The organism is Bartonella sp. AP36NXGY (assembly GCF_042195865.1).
In the GTDB taxonomy this organism is placed as follows: Bacteria; Pseudomonadota; Alphaproteobacteria; order Rhizobiales; family Rhizobiaceae; genus Bartonella.
The window spans coordinates 1-20,289 of sequence record NZ_JBHIPD010000024.1; the positions used below are offsets into that span (position 1 = coordinate 1).

General features: G+C 37.8%; 13 protein-coding genes, 1 tRNA gene and 2 pseudogenes. 4 read left to right on the forward strand and 12 right to left on the reverse strand.

Going from position 1 to position 20,289, the window contains the following annotated elements; translation table 11 throughout:
• From ACFINX_RS08170 to ACFINX_RS08195, 6 genes and pseudogenes are all read right to left on the reverse strand, one after another.
• Positions 1–881: pseudogene (locus tag ACFINX_RS08170) on the reverse strand (phage tail sheath subtilisin-like domain-containing protein); the annotation flags it as partial.
• 50 nt (positions 882–931) lie between these two features.
• A complete protein-coding gene (locus tag ACFINX_RS08175; protein ID WP_375607418.1) occupies positions 932–1,141 on the reverse strand; it encodes a 2-hydroxymuconate tautomerase family protein in 210 nt (69 codons plus the stop codon).
• Between the two features lie 14 nt (positions 1,142–1,155).
• Entirely contained in the window at positions 1,156–2,433 is a 1,278-nt protein-coding gene (locus ACFINX_RS08180; protein WP_375668617.1) for a hypothetical protein, read from the reverse strand.
• A 52-nt stretch (positions 2,434–2,485) separates the two neighbouring features.
• A complete protein-coding gene (locus ACFINX_RS08185) occupies positions 2,486–4,354 on the reverse strand; it encodes an FAD/NAD(P)-binding protein (protein ID WP_375668618.1) in 1,869 nt (622 codons plus the stop codon).
• 94 nt (positions 4,355–4,448) lie between these two features.
• Positions 4,449–5,660: a YbfB/YjiJ family MFS transporter gene (locus tag ACFINX_RS08190; RefSeq protein WP_375668619.1), complete on the reverse strand. Its 1,212-nt coding sequence runs from the start codon at positions 5,658–5,660 to the stop codon at positions 4,449–4,451.
• 227 nt (positions 5,661–5,887) lie between these two features.
• Positions 5,888–6,135: pseudogene (locus ACFINX_RS08195) on the reverse strand (baseplate assembly protein); the annotation flags it as partial.
• 784 nt (positions 6,136–6,919) lie between these two features.
• Here ACFINX_RS08195 and ACFINX_RS08200 point away from each other — a divergent pair.
• Positions 6,920–7,399 (forward strand): hypothetical protein, encoded by a 480-nt coding sequence (locus ACFINX_RS08200; RefSeq protein WP_375668620.1) that lies wholly within the window; start codon positions 6,920–6,922, stop codon positions 7,397–7,399.
• Positions 7,396–8,616 (forward strand): MFS transporter, encoded by a 1,221-nt coding sequence (locus tag ACFINX_RS08205; protein WP_375668621.1) that lies wholly within the window; start codon positions 7,396–7,398, stop codon positions 8,614–8,616. Before ACFINX_RS08200 ends, ACFINX_RS08205 begins: the two co-directional genes overlap by 4 nt.
• 601 nt (positions 8,617–9,217) lie before the next feature.
• On the opposite strand, the gene ACFINX_RS08210 is transcribed toward ACFINX_RS08205, so the two are convergent.
• Positions 9,218–9,308, reverse strand: a tRNA-Ser gene (locus ACFINX_RS08210).
• A gap of 315 nt (positions 9,309–9,623) precedes the next feature.
• Between ACFINX_RS08210 and ACFINX_RS08215 the strand changes: the two genes are divergently transcribed.
• Positions 9,624–10,820 carry a porin gene (locus ACFINX_RS08215; RefSeq protein WP_375612473.1) on the forward strand — a complete coding sequence of 399 codons (1,197 nt, stop codon included), beginning with the start codon at positions 9,624–9,626 and terminating at the stop codon, positions 10,818–10,820.
• Between the two features lie 1,250 nt (positions 10,821–12,070).
• Here the strand turns inward: ACFINX_RS08215 and ACFINX_RS08220 are convergent.
• The 5 genes from ACFINX_RS08220 to ACFINX_RS08240 all read right to left on the reverse strand — a co-directional run bounded on the left by ACFINX_RS08220 (position 12,071) and on the right by ACFINX_RS08240 (position 18,552).
• The gene (locus ACFINX_RS08220) at positions 12,071–12,835 is read right to left on the reverse strand and encodes an N-acetylmuramoyl-L-alanine amidase (protein WP_375668626.1); all 765 of its coding nucleotides are present in this window, start codon (positions 12,833–12,835) and stop codon (positions 12,071–12,073) included.
• A gap of 848 nt (positions 12,836–13,683) precedes the next feature.
• The gene (locus tag ACFINX_RS08225; RefSeq protein WP_375668622.1) at positions 13,684–15,858 is read right to left on the reverse strand and encodes an isocitrate/isopropylmalate family dehydrogenase; all 2,175 of its coding nucleotides are present in this window, start codon (positions 15,856–15,858) and stop codon (positions 13,684–13,686) included.
• Positions 15,855–16,586: an alpha/beta fold hydrolase gene (locus ACFINX_RS08230; protein ID WP_375668623.1), complete on the reverse strand. Its 732-nt coding sequence runs from the start codon at positions 16,584–16,586 to the stop codon at positions 15,855–15,857. The genes ACFINX_RS08225 and ACFINX_RS08230 overlap by 4 nt, the downstream gene beginning before the upstream one ends.
• Before the next feature lie 261 nt (positions 16,587–16,847).
• Positions 16,848–18,044: a multidrug effflux MFS transporter gene (locus tag ACFINX_RS08235; protein WP_375668624.1), complete on the reverse strand. Its 1,197-nt coding sequence runs from the start codon at positions 18,042–18,044 to the stop codon at positions 16,848–16,850.
• Between the two features lie 229 nt (positions 18,045–18,273).
• Entirely contained in the window at positions 18,274–18,552 is a 279-nt protein-coding gene (locus ACFINX_RS08240) for a hypothetical protein (RefSeq protein ID WP_375668625.1), read from the reverse strand.
• A 307-nt stretch (positions 18,553–18,859) separates the two neighbouring features.
• On the opposite strand from ACFINX_RS08240, the gene ACFINX_RS08245 reads away from it, so the two are divergent.
• Positions 18,860–19,630: a phage tail assembly protein gene (locus tag ACFINX_RS08245; protein WP_375630343.1), complete on the forward strand. Its 771-nt coding sequence runs from the start codon at positions 18,860–18,862 to the stop codon at positions 19,628–19,630.
• Positions 19,631–20,289 lie beyond the last annotated feature (659 nt).

A 20,289-nucleotide genomic window follows, 5' to 3' on the forward strand; every position in this document is an offset into this window, starting at 1 on the left:
GGTGCGCACCACATTGACAAAGCGCCAAAGTGGATCACTGGAGGTGGTATGATTTCCCCATAAAATGCGCCCATTGGAAGCTACTTCTCCCACAGAATTACCTAAATGCGCATTTTGACTAAGGCGCGCGGGAATAAAGGTTGCAATATCGGCTTGGTTAAGGCGATTTGCCTCATGATCAATTTCGCCATCAAAATAGCTAATGGGGCGTGCTGTCCCTAAAATGCCATGCACATCTTGGTTGGAAGGAGACCAAAAAACACCGCCCCTTTGCTTGTCACGTTTGATAAACATGGCTGCTGCAAAAGGACTTGCGGGTTTAACACTAACACCCCCCTCACGATTTGCCACCCGTACAAAGGGGTCAATCAAATAACAAAAGCGTGAGGAAAAATCTGCACGATAGGCAAGGCTTTCTTCCGCATTTTTACCCCCCGTATCAAACACGGCAATGGCTTGCAACTTTTCTGCCACTTGTTCCAAGGCGTCTGCCACGGGGTTTTTGCCATTATCAATCCGCCCTGCACTATAAGCCGGTGCCAGTAAAATCCCAGGCTCCACCCCCAAATGCCCCCGCGCATGCGCTAAGGCATGCACACCGGTCAAGTGAGTATTGGATCCCACCATTTCGGTTTGTGTCTCAGCAATGGTTGACTTTTCTTCCACCCGCACAAGAATAATTTGTGCCTCAATCCCCTGCGCACACACGGCGTTAATCACATCAAGAGCCGTTCCCCTTCGCCCAAGCTTTTGGATTTTCTCACCCTCATGTGTAAAAACTAACACAGGCTCGTTGAGGGGAAAAACTTGGTTTCAGCATCAGGGGCTGTGACAACCGCTCCAAGGGCGGTCTAATCAAATGTTGCTAAAGGACGGGATTTTTTACATTGATTAACCCTATTGACCTTAAATTATTGTCAAATACACAGAGTTATTCTTTATTTTGAGCTTTTCTTAATTCTGTAATGGGGACACCACCAATACCCCAATTGTCTGTCTCCACTTCATCAATCACGACAACAGTCGTTTTCGGATTTTTATTCAGAATATTAACTAATAATTGAGTTGCCCCTTCTATTAGTTGCCGTTTCTGTTCAGAGGTAACCCCTTCATTAGTAATTTTAATATTTATGTAAGGCATAAGATCTCCACAATTTACAAATATTGAATAAAAAAGCTCAAATAAATGAACGCAAAAAGATTAAATATTAATACATAATAACTATGCATTTTAAAGCTCGTATCCACCGGTGAAATATGCAGGCTACTGGAAGCAAAAATAGCATTTATTGATACAGGAGAAAGGAGTTGAGCTGCAATAAAGAAGCAAATCCAAACCAAATAATCCGTAACCCCATAAGCCATCGATGACCCTAGTAAGGGAAATGCCAAACTAAATAGCACCATAGGGTGAATTCCTACTACACTGAAAATTGGCAATACAAAGAGAATACAGGCATAACGCTGCCAAACAGAGAGTGATGCCAATGAGTGACTAAACGTCACCGGCAACAAAGGAATAAGCAAATCACAAGTAGATATTAGCAGACTACAACCTAGCAACAACATAATTTCACTGGATATACTGCGTATCACTGCCACCAAAGGAGTCAAAAAATCAATACTGCGTGAACTCCCACGCTCAATGAGGTATAGAATGCTCGCCGTCAATGCAATGCTTTCTAGTGCATTCAACCTAATAACTGTCAACGCAACGATAAATATTAGCCAGAAAAATATCAAAAAAATCCAAATTCTTACTCTCTCTCCTTCTTTATTCGCTCTTCTCTCATCGCAAATAATCGGGTTAGCTAGCGGTACAACAGGAGAAAGGCACAACAACAACAGACTGAATAGAAAAAGTGGTATCCCCAAAGCAGCGGATGTGAATATTGGTGTTCTAGGCATAGCAGCGAAAACTGTTGCTGCACCGATGCTGGTCGGCATCAGTACCATCGTGATGCTCATCATTCGCATCACAATAGCGGCCAAATGGCGAGAGGGAAAAACACTTTTTTTCAAGGCATCAATCATTAGGGGGATAACCCCCAAACTCATCGGCCAAGCTAAAAACGCAGTCAGTATCGCGATGGACAGGGTAAGCGAACCCTTTCCATAGCGCATCAACCGTTCAGAGAGAAATTCTGAAATACGCCATGTATTCATCACATGGCGCAACAATCCCATTGCGAGTAATAGCCAAAAGACATCAGTAAAACGCACAAGCACAGTATGAACATCAGGCAAGTGCCAACGCCATATCAGCACTAAAGCACAAGCCAACAGGATGAACACACCACTGCGTGCATTCCCCTTCAAACACCAGTATGGTATCGTCAAAAGCAAATAACCGAAAACAGTCACTCCAGCCAATGGAATAAGAAACCAAGTTCTTATTGAGATAGACATAAGAAAAATGAATAGCATCAGCATCGCCATTATAACGGATACGGAGGACATGCGTATCAGGAAGCTTTTTACATCATCAATGTACATTAATTGTTGAATCTTTGACTGAGTAGCGATTAAGAAGCTGCTCGTACATGTCAGTGACACAGCGCCCTGCATCCCGCAGTGCACGAGAATTAACTAAAGGCCTAGGCAAAATATATGTATAAAAATTGGGCCCCTCTACTGGATTACCGACCACCCATAATGTATTTTGTATTTGCCCTTTAGTGTCTATAGGATGCTGCCGACGGTCAATATCAATACCACTAGGATGATATCCTTGGTTGATAAATGGTCGAATGATGCCCTGACCAGCCAAATTCTGGATAAAAGGGGACTCATCACGCAACGGAGAAAAACTATCAATCTTGGCCTTGATCAGCACATCTCCATCAACTGAACTGTTTTCATCTTGGAAAACAGACTGAATTTCGAAACGGCTGGTACTAGCATTGAGAACAAGTTTAGGTGAAGGTCCACCAGCCAAAGTCACGATACCAGCCTCCATCAGAGCCTTCAACTCTTGGTTTCGCTGCATTGGTGGACCGACAGAAATACGGTTGAAGTTTGGATTAAAATATTCAATAAAGTACTTGTGAGATGAAGACGTTAACCCGCAAAAATCAATTGCTGAACGTAAGATATCACGGACATCTCGTAGCACATCTGTAGCAGCTTTCACTGGGCCATCAACATTACCTTCAGCGGAAGAATGAAGATCGTCCTTCAAATGCTCCATGAAGAATCTTGTATAATCATTCAGAGAGGCGAATATTTTATTTCGATGAGGATACAGCAACGCTTGAATACACTGCTCGTCTTTGGAAGTAACAACATAGGTTTCAGGGTCTAGCCAGTGCCCCAGCTGCGTACTTCGATAGACATAACACATTTCTTTAAGCAACAGAGGTAAAAGCTGCGTTTCGAAATCCAGCTTCGGAGAACCGTTAGCAATGCTGGATTGCTTACGCAGATGATGTATTGCATCGAGAGTAAGGAATGATGGTATGTATTGCCCACTACCACCCTTTTGATTAATCCCGCGACTACTAAAAGGCAATGTTTGACGGGAGAATAAAGCTATCTTCGGTTCTGTGCCGCTTGGCATGTAGCGCAATTGTCCAGCATTTTCAGTAAAAGTCCCACCGCGACCGTAAGTCAATTGCGACAAGACATCATAGCTAGTTAATCCAATTCCCTGCAGCAGCACACGAGACTGAGATTGTATAGAGTCCAACTTTTCAATTGGATAAGGATTCGAATAATAGTTCAAAAGCGCATTTTTCATTTGGTGAGCAGCGACAAACTGTTGCAGGCTTTCATCATGCGATGAATATATATTCTTACCATAACCCGTGGTCATATAAACAAAATCTACACTATAACGACAGCCATCTTCCAAAAGAACATCCGTTTTATTATCTTGGTGGATATGGAGATTAATAACCTTTTGTCGGATCTCCTTAATACGAATACCGGAAGGTAAATCTTGCGTGAGCTCTTGGTAAGCCCAAGACAGGTATTCCCCTAACAAACGACGTGATAAATAATCATTTTCTTTGATTTCTCTCCCAACATCATGCTCTGTACGAGAAAAAACACCGTTAATATTACGATAACCTTGTTGAATAGCCCATTGATAGAAATTCGGCCCTTTACGAATAGGCCCGACACCCTTAACTGTATCATCACCAAATAAAGTAATCTGGCAAGCGACAGTGTTAACCAATAAATGATCTGGCTGATGCACACTATGGGTACCGGTTCCCATCTCATTGGGATCAATCAATAAAATATCAATGTTCCCAGAAAATGGATAATGGGAATAAAGTGTGAGCAAGCGTTCGAGAATACTGATCCCACGAGGACCAACGCCCAAAATAGCGACTGTAGAGTGAAGCATTCTGTAATCTCCCCTATTAGAATAATTTGACTTTCACAAAATGTTTCAAAAAGAATGGAATAAATTCTCTGACTTTTTAGTGAAGATTGCGGGTTTATGAAACGCCAACGACCTTTTTACAAAGACAATATTGACAGATTCCAGCAGCAACAAAAAGCGCTACAGCACCACAGATAACGGAAAGCGCAATGGCATGTGAACCAGACTGTAAAAAACTCGTCAAGAGAGGTCCTAATATTTGGCCAAAACCGTAAGTTAAGGTAGCCAAGCCTAGCAGATTTATGCCATACGGCGCATATAAACGCTTAGCTAACGGCATAACTAAAGAAGTCGTCCCCATAAAAGTAAATCCAAACCCTATACAACTGAGAACGATCAGTACAAGAGACTGACTGAATAATGTCAGTAATACGCATCCTCCTTGGATAAGCAAATTGAGCATCAGACAACGTAATACCCCCCACCGATGGGCTCCCCATAACCAAATGAAACAACTAGGAACAATGGCAATTCCGACAAACGACCATAAGTGGTTAGCGAGTAGTGGGAAATTAAATGTTTTCGCCATCAGAGGAAGATATGTCGCGACAATAATATAACCAAACCCAGCAAGCCCATAAATCAGAGCGAGTTCCCACCAAACGATATTTTCGTGTGCCAATGACTCGTTAATAGCAAATTGAGATGCATCAACACGACGTGGAAATAAAATAAATAACACGAGCAACAATATAACAGATATTAAACCAGCTCCAAACCAAATACTTTGCGCGTTCAGTGATTTACTCAAACCAATAATAACATACTCATTACCCAGTAGAATACCAACTCCCACACCCGCATAGAGCGAAGCAATAACCCACAGCTTGTGACTATGCTGCATAACCGTCATAGAACCAAAAATCATCATTGCCGCACTCGCGATACCGGCAGCAAAGCGGATAAAGAAGACCAAGTAAAAGTTTGGTGTCAACGCCATGGCAAAAATAAGTGCACTCGTCACTATAGCTGCACCAAATAGCATGTAAGGAGCACGTGATATATTCCCAACTCTGCAAAACGAAAAAAACATACTCCCAACTAAATAACCGCCATAATTAGCGCTAGCTATATAAGAAAGTTGCTTAAAGGTAAACAATCCTTCATCCAACATAACTGGAAATACCGGCGTATAGAAAAATCGCCCAATTCCCATCCCCAAAATCATAATAATCATACCGAACACAGCGATTTTGAAATAACTCAAATCTTGACGATTATTTTTTCCCCCCATTACTCTTAATCCCTTAACTGATAATTCGCTCATCCGCGTTCTATCTCATCGAGAGTAGCACTTACCTCAGAGAATAAAAGCCAATCTAGCCATTTGTTTGAACAACCAGAGCAACATATTGAGCGATTATTGTCAACATTACTGGATCAGTTATATGCATTTCTTCGTTTTACACTCTGCTCCATGTATGATCTTCTCCCTACAAAGCTTCTTTTTCAGAAAATAATGGCTGAAATTAAGCAGCAATAACAACGAGGAAATCAATAAGCACGCCCCCGTTCAAACAAGACAATATCCCCTAAAGCTCTGCTTCATCAGGTATGACTAAAATACCCTCACAAGGTTGCGTTATGTTCACATGGTGAACACCCTCAACCATCAAGCGGCTTAGTATCCAACTTAAAGAGAGATCAAGGACAAGCTTTTGCGCACGCGCCCATTCTGCTCTTAAATTCTGCTCTGCTCTTTCCAAAACAAAGGAACCTTCATCCGGTAACAACCAAAAATCAATAGTATTGAAGGGTATAAAGGCTACTTTTAATATAGCTTTGTTTTTTATCAGCAGCAGTAAAAAGTTTGTTTTTTTATAAAAATTGAAATTTATTCATTTTTTATCGTATATTTTATGTTATCTCCTTTAAATTAATTAAAAGATCATAGAATATTAAACTGATAGGATGCATTTTTCTCAAGCGGCATTTTTAGAGAAATGTTGATTTAATCAGTGAAGACAAGCAGTGAGCAAAGTTATAATTTGAAAAGACAGTATATAATGTTTATGATCAATGATCTAAATTAGAGACATGAATTGGGTGAGTTTGATCTTTCTTACAGCACAGTAAATCAAAAAAACAGTAGATGAAGTTTAAAATTCACCATCATCCATCATAAGATGAAAGCTTTCATCCCAAGTTTGATTTTTTTAAACTATTTTCTTGTTCTTTCTGTAATATCTAAAGAATATCTTCAAGTACTCATAAGCACTCTTTTAGGTTATCATTTCATGATCAACGTAACGGTTATCGAGCTTCCATTCAAGATACTGTTTTGCAAAAGGAAATCGTCATTTCAGGATACGGAGGGATTTATGTATTTAGTCACAATGTATCATGCCCCCTTCCTCTTATATCAGAAATTTAATTCTTAATCGTAATGACGTGATTAAAAAGCACCTTGCGAGACAATCTTTTTAATAAATTTTTAATAAATAAAGTAAAGATGAATTCTGAAAAAAACTTTTTTAGACGTAAAGTGATACGGAGAAACAGTCAGAAAGAAGGTGGGGATTACAAATGTTGATGACTATAAAAAAAGATATCAAAAAATTACCAAAAACCGATTTATGGATCATTTGTGCTATTTCAGCTGATCAGCAAAGAGAATGGATCAGTAAATGGTGTATAAAAAATAAACACACTTCTATAAGTCCTAATTATGTCAATGATCTTGCCGTCCTAGGGTCATTTTACAGATCTAGACAAAATGATTACTACGGAAGCAACAGCCCCACAAGCAACTCCCCTCAAAAAATAACAATCTCATTTATGAGGCTTATGTTGCTTCTCATAATCACTTTACAATTGCATCATTTGCTCTCATTAATACGCTTTGAAGTCCCATATGGACTAAGGGACCTTTTAAATTTTGGGATGGTTATGGAAGCCTTCTTTCCACTAATCCCTGAATGGGGATATGAAACCGCTACCTTTTCACAGAAAAATATTCTTTTCAATGAAAATTCTTATTGTACAATCTATGGAACAACACAATGAACAGAGCATGCACCCTTGCTCTCACCTATGGCTCCTATAATGCTGTCCGCATGCTGATCGGCGTTTACCATGCGATTTTTTTAATGTCCATGGGAGTGTGTCTGGCGCAATTAGCTCTGCTTCAGGTTGTCTTTTCCACCACCATTCTGCTGCTTGATTTTCCCTGCGCTGTTTTATCTGACAGATATCGGCGTAAATATTCCGTTATGGCTGGGGTCTTTATGACAGGAGTATTTTATCTTCTATGCCTTCAAGCTCCCAATATGACAGCACTTATTATTGCGCAAATTCTCTATGCAGCGGGCATTTGTATCATTGTCAGCGCCATTGACGGATGGATTTACCATTCTCTAGGCGATAAACAGGATCACTTCTCGCATTATGCTCATCTCTACCACCAGGTTAACTCTTTCGGAAGTATTCTCAGTGGGATTGTAGGCATTGGAACGATCTACTACTCTGGACGATATTTTATGGGATATATCATCTCATGCCTCATGGTGGGATTTATTTTTTTGATCTTCCTTATTGTTCCTGAAGAAAAGAAAACGACAACTGAAACGTCCAAAACAAAAACAATCTTGCACAATGCCAAGGAAACGCTCTGGATATTTCAAAATACAGTAGGAGGAGCATGGTTTATTTTCCTCATGTGCCTTTTTAGCGCTGGTATTCAGATTATTTATCATTTCTGGCAACCGATAATACTTTCAGGGGGAAAAATTCATCACCTCAACGGTTCGCAAATGCTCGTCTTGATGTGCTGCCATATTGGAGCCTTTTCAGCACAATATTTTTCAAATTTACTGATGTCTAAGTATCATGTTCTTGATAAAAAATATAAAAATTCTATAAAATATTTTTCCTTCTTTTCTGCACTGATGTGCATAGCGCTCTATTTTTCAGTTCATAGCCATCAAACGGCTGCATCAGTCATCGCCTTCTCTTTAATCCATGGATTTATTTGCACTGTACCGATCGGTGCAAAAAGCTTATTTTTCTCAGAACTTAACCAAAAACAAACGCAGCATATTTCCGGTGTTGTTGGTGCTGTCTCTTTTAGCGGAAGAATATTTTCAATTACAGTATTGAGTATTATTTCTTTTCTTCCTGCAAAAGTTTCTCCATCTTACTACCTAATATTACCGACCATTACTTTTTTCATGTGTGGTTTGGTTGTCATGAGATGGATGAAACACTCTCAAAAGTCTCTATGAGAGGAAAACCATAACATTTCACCCACAATGTTTTCTTCTAAAAGAAATCTATAACTTTTTTGAGAGCATTGCCACATCCAACTTTCAATACACAATGCAAATATAAAGCAACACGTTGATTTATAATGATAATATACCAAACGCGAATATTGTAAGATTCTTTCTTTTCAAATCTGCTTTATGGTTGAAACAATCAAAATCATTTGCTTGCACATCATAAGCAAAGAAAGCCGTATAAATAAAAACGATTTAGAAAGGAAAAATGCCTTTTATGAACTCTCATAGTCAAAATCTATAACAACAGGAAGGCAGATATATAAGCAGATATATAATATGCCTCTTTGCATCTTCATAAGTATACAAATGATGTGGCTTTATAAGGCTTTATATGTCTCACAGAAACTTTTGTGTTTTATACCATTTACGAGGCAGCGTCGCAAAATGGGCTTACACACATTGCAAAGATATCTCTTTAAAACAAGCGCATAAATCGGCAACACAAGTATATTTGTGTTTAGAACATGCTTTTTATATGAGAGGCATAATCCCAACGGGATAAACAGAATTCCGATACACAGTCAACTGCTTTTATAACAATAGATGGCGGAGAGGAAGAGATTCGAACTCTCGAGAGCCTTTTGAGCCCTACTCCCTTAGCAGGGGAGCGCCTTCGACCACTCGGCCACCTCTCCAACAGAGAGGCATAAATGGTATCAACAGAAAGTTCAAGACATTTTCGATTTTTTTCCCAAATATCTGAATTTTTTTTCCTTTATTGATCCCATAAGGAGCAAAAGTTAATAAAACAAAAATTGTGTCTTTTTTACCACAGCATCTCGAATAGTACATGTATATATTACAAAAAGGTAATTTCACATTTGAAACTCTAAAAAGATTAGTTATAGCTAAGATAACAAGTGCTGCGTATTTACTTATGTCTTTGTCCTTAATGCGTTAGGCAAATGGTACTCTTTAGAAGAAATTTAACCGGACCTCGGAGATCCCATATGAATATTAAATCCCTCTTTTTAAGCTCTACAGCAGCTTTTTTAGCAATTTCTGGAGCACATGCTGCTTCAACAGTTATCGCCGAACCCGAACCTGTAGAATATATTCGCGTTTGTGATGCCTATGGAAAAGGATATTTTTATATCCCTGGAACAGAAACCTGCATGCGTTTATCAGGAAATGTTCGTACTGATTTTATAGGCGGTGATAATATCGATGCAACAACCGAAACTGAACTAAGAAACAAAAGAAAAACCTATGGCGCAGCATCACGGCTCACCCTTGTTTTTCAAGCAGCTTCTGAAACAGAAATGGGAACACTTCGTTCATATGCAAGAATTTATTCAAACTGGGGTGATGGTAGAGACAACGCTGCTGCAAAGCTTGCCGCGGCTTACATTGAACTGGGTGGTTTTCGCGTAGGTCTTGATGACACAATTTTCAACAGCTGGACTGGTGATTATGGAAATGTTCTCAATGATGACAGCATAGCGCCTGCCGGCACAACACGCACCAATTTTATTTCCTACACCTTTAGTGGTGACTCCGGCTTTTCTGCTATTATCGGCGCTGAATTAGGCAATAATGCAGATTCTCTTCCAGGAATAACAGGATACTACATTGATAAAGATGATAAGCTTGTTTCTATCACTGAGGGCACTCTTCCAAGTAAAGCAATTAAAAATTACACCCCGAATGTGGTTTTGGGTATAAAGTTCATGCAAAAATGGGGTGGTTTTTCAGCAGTTGCAGCATATGATGCTTACTACAAAAAGTGGGCTGGAAAAGTACGTGCAGATTTCAATGTCAACGATCGTTTCAATCTATGGGTAATGGCTGGCTATAAAAATGGACTTGATTACTACACAGTAAATGCAAATGATGAGTTATCACGAAAAAGCACAACAATTTATGCAAACTGGGGTGGTAAATGGGCTGCTTGGGCGGGTGCCACTTACAAGCTTACTCCAAAAGCAAATTTGAATGCTCAAGTTTCTTATAGTGCTGTAAAAACCTTTGCAACTTCTGTAAATATTACATACACGCTGGTTCCAGGATTTGTGATTACACCTGAATTAACCTATGTTTCTTGGAACGATGATCGCGTTGTGACGGATAAAAATAATGATGAAAAACATTTATTCAACAAGAAAAGTGCTTTTCAAGGTATGATCCGTTTACAGCGTTCATTCTAATCCTATTTAAGCTACAGCTTTTAAAAACTGGCAACATGGTTTGCCAGTTTTTATTTTTGAAATCAAATATCATGAATATCTTTTCCTGATACGTATTGTCTTGTCTCTCGAAAAAAAACCGACTTAGTTTCATAAAACTACTCTTAGAAGATTAACCTGATATGTTTGATAAGAGCACCTCACACGGGCTTTTACACATCACTTCAAACACAATCTCTTCCTTGCCCTTTAAAGCATGAATAACTCCTTTGCTTTATGACCAAATTGGTCTTTCTTGATAATTTACTTCTAACCTTTGTTAATTTAGGTCATGATCTTCTCAAATAAATTCTACACTGAACAGATAAAATATTGAAAAAACAAGACATCATTGTGTTTTTGATATGCCTGAATGTGTCTTCTATCAACACTCTAAAACACAACGTTTTATAACACTGCTTCATTAAAAAACTTAATCATTAAGAAACATGCTGTCAAAACGATGCAAACATCCCCTAAAGCAATAAAAGAGAAAAGAGATATATCTTCAAAAAAATGAATTGACCTCTTCCCCTTCTAAAGAATAGCCCCCCTATCAGTAGCAATCTGTAAATGCCCCTATTTTTCTTGAATCTGCATCACTTTGATTTATAATCATAATTTATAATTTTGCATGTTTCAATCAACCAAAACCTTTCACTTGTACACGACAAGCGGAGAGAGTCGTGTGAATAAAAACGAGTAAAGAAAACCCTTTTATGTATCGTTTTCAGTTCCAAGGGTTGTCGTAACATTGAGATCTAACAAAGTGTACGATAGTGCTAGGCACTTTTATTAAGCATAAAAATGAGGATACACTTCATAGAGGATTTTAGATTATATTCTCTATGAACGTCGCTGTAAAATATGTGTTGTAATACACACTAAAAGACATTTCTTTAAAACAAGCATGTAAATATACAATACAAATCCATTTTATTTGAAGCGTTTTACCCTGCGTAAGGAACATGTCATCATATATACAACATCTTGGCTTTATGCATTTTTAAAGGAAGAAAAATATAAGACAAAGAAACAATAAAATTTAATCTCTGCAAATCATAGAGCTTTCAGAGTTATGTTTCCATAAAACGCCTTATACCGTACATGGGATTTTTTACACGATTAATACCCTTTTTACATAAAGCCAATTGGCAAAAAGCAGCCTTTCCTGATAATAAAAAGGCTTACACGTAATCATAAGCCATATTTTCAATTAAAACGCATTGAATTCACGGAAAATATTTATCAACCAATGCATAAAGAATTGCTGCTGTTTCAACATCTAGAATCCCATCATAATTTTCTTGACGAAAATGAAGTTGAAATGCTCGGATCAAATCTTTGTATCCTGTTTGGGTACACGCAACAGAAATATCATATCCATAACATTTTAGCTTCGCCAAAACATCTTCTTTGGGTGGCAAATTCTTAGAGAATTGCTCCTGATAATGACTTTTTAGTTCATCATCATACCATGCTCCTATACCTGCGCTATAAAGTTCTCTCCATGGAAAAGCTGCTCCTGGATCACTTTTTCTTCCAATGGCAATATCACTATGTCCCACCACATCTGTTGGCATAATATCGGGATACCGTTGAAGAATATTCAAGGCAAGTTCCTTAACAGCATCAATTTGTATTGGATTATAAGGAGGAAACATACCCGTCCCATCATGATAAGTCGCTAAATTAACGATTTCAATCCCGATAGATGCATCATTGAGATGACTATGCCCAGCCCATGAACTCACACCCGCATGCCATGCACGCTCATTTTCATCAACCAGATTAAAAATACGCATATCCTTAAAGCCTGCCTCACGATATGTCTGCTCTGAAGGATCAGGAACAAGATAGTGTGCACTAACCTTTTCTCCTGTAAGCGCCATAATCGAGGCTTTAAAATCAATAGCCGTATAATGCATAACGAGAAAATGAACGCGACGACTAAAACTCTTGACAGAACGATAACTGTTGTAATCAATCTGATACATAAAAGCCCTTTCTTTTTTGCTTAAAAAACCACTGCGCATCACAACAGATAGAATACGAACTGTTAAAAAATGCAATAAACTTCCCATCTAGATACTAAGAATTACGACTAAAATTTGTTCATCAAAAATATTGACACTCTTATCAACAATTAAGACCACATTTTTATTTTTCTCCCACACACGCATAAAATGTTTTTAACCACATTAAATATTTTCCCCAAAAAAAATTCCTACAAATTACCAATCAAAAAGAAAACAAAAGCGTAAAATAATCACTCCTTAAATCTTCACATCTTACAGAAAAAATAGTTCTTCCTGTTATCAAATTGAAAAATATCGCCCCTCGGAAGTGAACACCCAACGATCATGCAATCACACAAAAACTTAAAGGAAAAATTTTATGAGCTCTTTACAGCAATTTATTATCAGATAACAGAACGGCACATGTTCGCAATAAACTCTTCACGGACATATTGTTCAATAAAATTTGCAAAGCTTTCCTGTAAATGACACGACTTCTTGTCTTTTCACACCATCACTTTTTGATTTTCAGAAGAATCTTAATTATCTACAACGCTTGCGGTACATGACGTCTCTGGATTCCTTGTCATCAGCTCCATGAAAGATAACATCTTGATTTATAATCATAATTAATCATTATAAATATTGAATATAGCGAGCCTAATATCGTAAAGTTTTTCTTAATCTTGAATCAATCAAAGTCATTTAATGACACATCAAAAGAAAAATTACCCTATAGACAAAAACCACTGAAGAAAAGGATCAAAATACTTCCTATAATAGAACGTTTAATAATTTAAGCAATATTGTTACATCCCCATAGAGTTTCATTTTTTCTTCTCCGTTTTCAAATATCTTTTTAAGACAGCCCAAGCTGCATATTCTTGTAAGACGACACCTAAAAGTGGTCGCGTATAGGGAAAAGTAATATAATCCTCACCATAACCTTTCATCCGTATAGTTATGGTAGCATGTCCAAGGCTTTCTGCTTGATTTTCTAATGTCTCCAAAGAAGGCTCTAGGCTCACTTCAACCTCAAGCAGTGGAATATCTTGTTTACCTTTTTCTATGGGCTGAAAATATTTTAAAAGCAGCGGATCATTGGCAGACCAATGAACCTCTGCATGCATCGCTAATTGTTTACAAGCAGTAGTAACTTCTGCCCCAACTAAATAGGGGTGAAAATGATTTTCAAATGCTTCCACGAAATGTTGTTCCAAGAGCGCTTCTGATTGAGCAACCAGTTGCACCAAAACATAGGGGCTTTTCCATAAAAAATGCCGTTCAAAGGGTTCATTTTCAAGATGATCATCAACCCACTGCGCAATAGTACTTTCATCAATTCCAATCAAAGTCCATGCATACTCCGCACGCGATACAGAAAAATATTTCTTCTCGTTGTGTTCTAAATAATTCTCTAAAAGCGCAAGAGCCTGTGATGGTGGACCAGGCAAAACAACAAGCGTACTTCCATCGCAAGAGAGATAAAACCCTGGTGCTGTGCCTGTAGGATTATCAAGCACAGTTGCTGTCTCAGGAAACAATGCTTGACGTGCATTACTCTTATCCGCCGTAATCCCTAATCGTTGTAATTGACCTTTTATTGTTTGCCAAACATCTTCATGATGTACCAAAGGCTGCTTTACAGCTTGAGCAACTCCATCGCGTGTTTTATCATCTGATGTTGGTCCCAATCCCCCACTGATAATGATAAGATCTTCTTGTCCAAGACAAGAAACAACAGTCTCACTGATTTGCTGTAATTGATCAGCACAAACAAAATGACGTGTGACTTGAATATTTCTCTTGTTCAAGCTTTGGCTTAAATCTTGTAAATTCGTATTCAAATATTGTCCTGAAAGGAGTTCATCACCAACGGTAATGATCGCCGCACGACAAACAAAGATAGGATTCACAAGAGAATTGCGAACAGCTTCAGCCATTTGACGGGTAGAGGCGACACCTCCAAGATCATAGGTAACGGTTTTTCCAGCACGAATAACCTGATCAACACTCTCAGATAATTGTTTTGCTGCATCTTTAAAGCCTAAATGCTCTAAGAGTAAAGCCGTGGTATAAAGCATCGCAGAAGGATTGGCTTTATTTTGTCCAACAATACGTGGTGTGCTACCACGAACAGGTTCAAAACAAGCAATCTCGCTCCCCACATTCACATGAGATGCAAGCCCCAATCCCCCCATTATCCCAGAGCCAAGATCAGAGAGAATATTGCCAAACATGTTTTCAGCAACAATCACACCAAACCGCTCTGGCTTGGTTGCAATCCACAAAGCAACCGCATCAACATTATGAATATCTGCTTCAATTTCCGGATAGTTTTGCGCAATCTTCTCAAAAATTTCCTGAGCAAACTGTCCACTTTCTCGCATAACATTGGGCTTATCAGCAAAAGTAACTCGCCTAAAGCTATATTTCCTTGCATAAGAAAAAGCGTATTCAAATAACCGCTCTAAACCAAAGCGTGTCTGCAAACGGACTGTCCACGCAGCTTCCTCAAGCCCATATTTTGTCAAATTTGGATATTTTAGCCAAACGGCTGTTTCAGGAGAAATACCCCGAAAATCCAATCCAGCATAAAGGCCTTCACTATTTTCTCTGATAACACAAAAATGAAAAGGTTTTCTCGGACCAAAGATGTATCTTACAGGACGTATATTCGCAAACAAACCTAACTTTTGGCGAAGTTGAAGTATGGGAGAAACATAGGCAAGTTTTTTCTCTTTTAAATGCGGAGCAAGTTCTTTTAAAGCCGCCTCTTTTCCTTTACGGGTCACAGCACCAAGTAAAATAGCATCACTCTGAGTAATTTTTTGCCAAGTCGCTTGAGGGATAGGATCTCCTTCCCGTTTCCAACATTCAACACCAATATCACCATAAGTTAATTCAATCGGCAATTGGAATTGCTCTAAAACCATCAGCGCAGCATCACAAACCTCTGGTCCTATCCCATCACCAGGTAATACAAGAACTTTCTTTTTCATAGTCCCTCCATCCACTCATCAATGACTGCATCCGTCATAGTAGGATTATCCTCCCACAAACGCGTACCAGCACCAGAGATAATCTTATATTCATGGTTCAGATTATGACTTTTCGTCTGATTATTTACCGTTGCAAGTTGCGACTTTTCTCCCACTAAAGCTAAAAACTTCCCCTTATACTTAACTAACTCATCTCTAGCATCCATCATCAATAAGAGTTTAAAGCCTCTTGTCATGCGTTCAATTGCCACGCTTTTTTGTTCATCAGGAATCTCCAATAAGGCTCTTTTTTTCATAACGCCAGAAGGATGCATAAAACCATTGAGTATTTCCAAAGCCCCCGATAAATCATTATTTTCTAAGGAGGCAAGAATATCTCCAAGGCGCCGTTGCAAAACCTTATCTGGATAGCCAGGCGCATTCACAGCAAGCACAGCTTGAACATTGGGAAGCTGGGCTGCCAATATTTGTACCAATGTTCCAGCCATAGAAAATCCCACAAGCACTGCGGGCTCTTTAAAATAGCTTTTAAGTTTTTCTGCCATAAAAGATAAAATGTCTACAGCAGAATAATTGAGAACATGAGAACTCTTAGGAAAAAGAGAAAGCGTATCCAGCAGAGTGACAGGGAATCCTTTTGTTGAACATAGCTTTGTCAATGGAGAACAAAAAACACCACCATCCCAAATTGGCATTACAGGAGAAAGAATAATAATAGGAAGGCTCATTGATCAATTCCTCCCCTTATTTTTAAACATGCATTAGAGCCAGAAATTTTCCCACCCAATATAATGAAAATATGTTGAAACTCTAGGCTCATATTCTCCCCCATAATAATCGATTTGTTAAACTCAAACTAAGCTTGTAACAAATTTTAAACCCACTCAATCCAGCAACTTAATAAAAAAAAATTCATCTAATGTACAGGTGCCCCATTTGTGTAAAACATCAAAAGCATTTCCGCATAATGCTTTCTTTTTATCATTTACTCAGCTTATTTCTGAAGTCATAAAATGACGCGCTTTTTGAATATAAATGATAAAACCAATGAGGCAACACACAGCTAACAAAGTTGCCATAGCCCGTGGGCTATGACCAGAGATTTTTCCGATAACCGCTGCACTGAGTGCCGCACTTCCTAATTGCAAAGATCCCATAACACCAGAAGCCGCTCCCGCAGCTTTCGGATGCGATGAAATAGCCAACGCTGTTCCTAACGGCAATAAAAAACCATTTCCAAAAGTAAGAACAGCAATAGCCATAAAACTTGTCACAAGGGGCCATGGGCTTAGATACATTTGCAAAGCAAACAGCACACCACCTATCACAAAAATAATGTACCCTCTCCCCACAGTTTTTTCCATAGACTCGCGTTCAAAAAACCATCGCGCCAAAAGATTTCCCAAAATATAGGGAAACGAGACACCAATATAGCTATAACTAATGTGTATCGGCGATAACCCCAAAGTCGTGAGTAAAAAAGGCGACTCCACAATATAAGCAAAATAGGCAGCGTAAGAAAAACACGGAATAAGTGCATAAAAAATAAATTGTTTATTTCTGAAAACGCCTAAATATGCCTTCATTAATCCTACAGGAGAAAAATGCTGCCGTTTTTGAGGGGGTAGAGTTTCGCTTAGCACAAAACAACATAGCAAAATGGTCAAAAATATAAAAAAGCTTAAAAAGATAAAAGTTGCCTGCCAATGAAAAGCCTGTATCAAAAGTCCACCAATGAAAGGTGCAAGTGCTGGTGACATTCCAATAAAAGGGAAAACAATCAAATAAAGTTTTCCAGCCGCTTTTTTATCCAACAAATCATTGATAATTGCACGACTTAAGACAAGTCCCGCACAAGCACCAAGACCTTGCAAAAAACGTAACACAAGAAAAGCGTGAATATGAACCGTATAAATCACACCAAGTGTCGTAAATAACCACAAGAATAAGCCCAATAGAAGTGTTTTTTTACGCCCAAAATTATCACTCAGCGGCCCATAAATGAGCTGTCCAAGTGCCAATGCCAACAAAAAAACCGCCACTGCACTTTGAATTTGAGATTGTGTCACTTGATAATATTGACGCATATCGCCCAGTGCTGGTAAAAAAATATCGGTAGAAATCAAACCTCCTGTTGATAAACATACGATAAGTATAATGAATGGTAATGTATATTTATGTTTCATCAGGAAAGTCACATTTCTTAAATTTAAAAATATTTAAATTTTACGTTTATAGAAAAATAATAATTTATATTTATAAATATAAAGCTATTTTAACTTTATCCACAGGGAATAAAATAATCAATTTTCTTTATTCTTTTACTTTATTCGAGAATAATTCAGCTTGTTGATACATAAATCCAGTGTATGATCCGCACGCACACACTCAACACGTAAATAAACACTTAGTGCTTCACTTTATAATTAATTTTAAAGCATAGCAAATCGCAATTTTAAAACTATACGCAAAAGAAGCTAAAAGATCAAAACTCTCCTTCAGAGATATATTTCCCAATCCGAAATAGCGCATTTTGTTGTATTCATGTTGCCCTATCTTCATCAGCTTTTTTTCATTGATATCATCAACAAAAACGCTCCCAAACACTATCCCTCTCCATGATAACAACATCACTTTCCCGACAACATCTTTTATCAGAAGTGGTTTACAACGCTCAAAGAAAAAAGAAGCCACAAACTCCCTTTCCTCAAAACTCCCCACGCAAATATTATTGTAACAATACAGCATATAATAATGGCTCATGGAGAAGTCTTTATCAACACAAATAATTGAGCAAATAAACTTAATAGCCCACTAATATCATAAAGCAAATTGTGCTTCTATCTCGCTCTAAAATCTAAATTCATCTTGTCCATTTTGTTAGAATTTCATTCTACATAGCCAGCACAAAGTTTATTGCCTAAGCTATTGACAAACATGATATAATAAAAATTTGACGAATCATTCTGCATCTAATGTAGAAAGCAAGGAGAAGCTATTAATGAATATAACAGAACGAGCCACGTACCAATTACTTGGACCTATTAAAGTGGAAGGAAAGACATACACAGAAATCACCTTACGCCGCCCGAAATTTAAAGACTTAAAAGCAATACAGAGCAAAGAAGGCGACGAGCAATCAATTGAAATGATCGCATGTCTTTCAGGGTGGTCCTATAATGCCATCAGTAAACTTGGTGTTCGTGATTTTTTAAACATTAAAGACATTTACGGGCCTTTAATAAAAAAAGTATTAAAAAAACTTGATAAAATGAATACAATCATAAAAATCCCATCCCTAAAAATCCTATCCTTAGAAACTCAATTTTCTAAACATCTCAAAAACTTTATAAACAAAGTAAATGCACCCATAAAAAGCATAATGGATGAATGTATTTTAATCGACAGTAAACCCGAAAAACGCACAAGTAACCTTTATACAAATACATTTGAAACAGAATCCATGACAACTGCAAATGCAAAAGTGAAAACCTGTAGCACCTATGAACCGATTACAGTTCATAATCCCTACGTCATAAAGGTGGAACGCATGACCTTTACAAAATGCACTTTCTTAATACAAGATGGTCCATCGAACCAAATTTATCTCTCAAATCAAAGTGCTCTTACATCGTATAAAAAAACTGCGGGCGAAACTAAAAAACAACCTTTGGAGAGAATCTCAAAACTTTTGGACATTGTCTCAAAACTTTTCAACTTTCCTCTCTGGTTTTGGGAGTTTTTACTCAAAGAACTTAGAAAATTTTTCTAGCATTGTTTTGATATAGAGCAATAAGAGAAGGAAAAACAGCTTAGAACACTAATGTTTCTTCCTTCTCTTTTATCTCTCATAGCTTTTTGAATTGAATACTTTTGATATTTATTTTGAATAATTGAAGCATTCTTTTAATTATAAGTACAATATAAAAAACTAAAATTTTAGAAGACGCGCTGTTTTTACAAAAAAATGAATAATAAAATAAAGACTCCAGAATTTTACTTTTTACCTTCAAACATAATCAATGATGGAAAAGCGTTTACAAAGTTTTCCTCAAGCAGTATCTGGGACATTACTTGAAAGAAAAGCATTAAGAGAGCTTACTTTTAAGCTAAGGGGGAAAGATTAAACTTCACAACGACATTCAATCTTTTAAACATTGCAGTACAGAACGGGAAAAGAGAGCCATACCCCATAGACCGTTTACCCCCCATCAACTAAAATTCTCGATAAACTGGTATTATCAGTTCTAGACTGGAGTCATGTAAGAAGAATTTTAAGTAATGATCACCGTCTTGTTTTCGATGTTTTCTGTCCTTTTTGGCGCATATCTATTCACTTTTGGAACATAATTTACAAAAAGGCATTGTATCTCCAGCATATTCAAGGAGATAAAACATGGAAACTCGCATTCCTGAAAACACACCATTTGA